The organism is Paenibacillus sp. P4_E11, assembly GCF_056401635.1.
On the sequence record NZ_JBFUIX010000295.1, the window covers coordinates 1 to 2,963 of the forward strand.

Here is a 2,963-nt window from a genome sequence, read left to right on the forward strand (position 1 = left end):
CCAAACAAGCTGTCAGCCGGTAATCGAATAAACCCATTCAATTTCATATCTTCATTCATTGTGCTTCTTACTGCCAAGTCTCCAGCAGCAGTTGTTGTTTTATACAATCTGTTATCCAACAAGTCCACTTGAACGTCATATAAGCCGACGGGCAGCCTAATGGTTGTAGTTACCCTGCCCTGACTATCCGTTGTGTACACCTTCTGTAAGTCCGGCACTATAACCGGCGTTCGGGAACCATCTGTACCGATGGATAGAATCGTGAAGCGGATCGGCAGTCCTTCCAGATTCCCGGGGGCCGCGTTCTGTCCTCGCTGCACTTGTGCAGCCAGCTGCAGCGCATTCGATTCGTCGGCAACACGGTTACCTGTATAAGTAAGTGACACGTTCTCCTTATATGGTTCCAGTCCGATAATCATGTTCGCAACTGCATCCCGCCATTGACGATACACTACAGGATCCTTCGTGTAGTGGGTTTCGTCAGTTGCTACTGCGCCGGTATGAAGTAGTTCCCTTGCCTGTGTAACTACATTATCGGGTACGCCTGCAACCTGGTTAAGCCGAAGCTCCAACTCCGAGAGCAGATTATAATCCTCCATACCGTCACGGAAGTTATTCAGCCTTTGCGAGGCTAACGGACCTTCTAGCCCCGGATAAAACAACGATCCGTCTCCGTCGGCTCCCGGGAAGGTTCTCGGGTTCCAATTGCTTAGAATGCCGTCAGACATAGGTAGATAAATTGTTCCATCGTGAAATGTTATAATAAAGGAAACCGTCGACATCTCTCTTATACGATAAAGGCCCCATTAAGACTCTTGTATCACTCGGCTGGTATCCATTAAACCAGTTCGGGAACGGATCCCGCACTCCTACTGCGATATACCAATATACTTTATCCCCACGCTGCTGAGCCCTTACCCTTGCGTTATGATCGATATCATCCACCAATGGAACCCAAATATCGAATAGCCCGCTCAAGCCGCTTGCTTCGCCATACGTTCGATCTCCCCAATATGTCGTCATGACAGGAAGATTCGGAAATCTATCATTGAGCTGCTGTAAAATGGTCTTCGCCAAAGTGGCGTACTGCCCTGTAGCCTCATCAAAGCCATATACATAACCCCTGTCGGCAAAACCAGCTTGCTCATATTCCTCCAGAGCCGTGCCGATCTTGGCCAGGAACATATCAATCCGCGCTTGCCATGTCTCCGGCTTGCTCAGATCGAAACCGACGCGGGGATCGATATAGAGAATATTAAATTGCTTCAATCCCCATTTTTCGTCAATTCTCCGTAATTCCTCGACAGTTGGAGGGGTACCCCGATAAATTAAATCCGGCTCAATCTTATAGGTTTCAAGGAAATCGACATATTTGTTCCACATTTGTTTTTTCTCGGCTGGGTCGGTAAGGCCGTAAGTACTATAAATATTTACGGGATTCGATGACATGGATGTCGGCAATATAGGTCTCTCCTGAATCGAAAACGGCCAAACAGTTACATCTATATCTAACGTTTGGACGGTTATACCATCCGCTTCAAACGCAACAGTCACGCGGTAAGTACCCGGTTTGGCATGACTCGCAGCATGGATCTCAACCCAGTATGGCTGTATAGTACCAGCGGGAATGTCCACGGAAGGTAAATCCGAACGGATCGGATCCGGTGTCCAGCTGTGATAATTGCCTGGGCTATTGGCTAGCTTCGGCAATGTATACCCTGCCGGCCTTATCATGACCGAACCAAGCGGTGCCACCGTTGCTTCCAGCGTAGAAGAGGCAACCGCTGCTCCATCCGGGCCTGTAATGGATTGTACAGCCGATTTCACATGATGGAGGGTCTTATCGTACGCCAGGACTGCGGCTTGGATATTCTCGTATTCGCCTCCGGCCAACGACAAGCGGTTCGGCCCCGTCGAACATAGGCAAGGAAGGTCATTCGGATATACGATCGTCATGGAATCTGAAGTGGCAAGCCCAAGCGGTGCAGTTGGGCGCGCTTTCCGGGCTTCAACGAAATTGGCAAGACGCTTGACCTCCCAAATCATACCGTCTGCATCATAAATGAGATCAAAAATAATATCCATACTGATGTCGGCTTGGCCTGACTGTTGCACTAGCGTTAGCAGCCTCTGGTCCAGTTGTGCGGTCTGCGTCGCAAGAGATACATCCTCGGAAGCGCTGCCTGGCAATAGGTTAGCTTTCACGTGGTCAAGTCCGTTGCGTACCTCTGCGGTCTTCCCATCCAGCTTTTTTTTGTATTCATCAAGTACATCTAACACAAGAGAGACTTGAATAGGCAGCATATGATAACCGCCTGACTGCCCGTTCTTTCCGGATACCTGAAGCTTCAATCGATGAAGGCCAGGATCTAGAGCAGCGGGAACGTCCAACAGCTTTTCCCCGTCCCCGACTTCCCCAGGCCCATAGAAGTCGAGGGTTCCAATGGTTTGACCGTCGATTTGTATGTCAGCCACGCCCCCATTGGGGGAGGTTGCTCCGGTTAAGCGGATCTTGTATCGCCCTGAGACGACTATAGGAAGCTCAAATTCAGCATATTGCCCTGCAGCGGTACTTTCGATTCGTAGAGAACCCCCCACCGAACCCATGATGAGCCCCGGAGATCGGTCCAATTGTTTCATTTCCTCGAATACATAATAACTAGGGATGACCGTTAACTCTACGTCATCATAATAGGTGATCCCTTTATTCCCAGTAGTTTGGTACATTAAGACCGTGGCGGTAACAGTGCCGACCGGTGCCGTCATTATGTTTTCCGTATAGACCCATTTGCCGATTTCGTTGTTATTTACTGTTTTAACCCCAATTCGTTGATTGTTCACATTCCAGAATTCCAGATATAGGCTAGAGACGCCGCTCTGGTTGTACGAATAGCTGGAAGCTTTATATGTAACTCCCGGTGCTACTTTTATAGGTGCGCTCCGAAGGCCGTTGGCTCCATTGC

At 49.2% G+C, this 2,963-nt stretch carries 1 protein-coding gene and 1 pseudogene; both read right to left on the reverse strand.

What is annotated here, in order from left to right; translation table 11 throughout:
- Positions 1 to 728: pseudogene (locus AC1DWB_RS33050) on the reverse strand (hypothetical protein); the annotation flags it as partial.
- The coding region (locus AC1DWB_RS33055; protein ID WP_477545332.1) for a glycoside hydrolase domain-containing protein at positions 721 to 2,963 on the reverse strand (2,243 nt) is incomplete at its 5' end. The gene AC1DWB_RS33055 and the pseudogene AC1DWB_RS33050, both read right to left, overlap by 8 nt.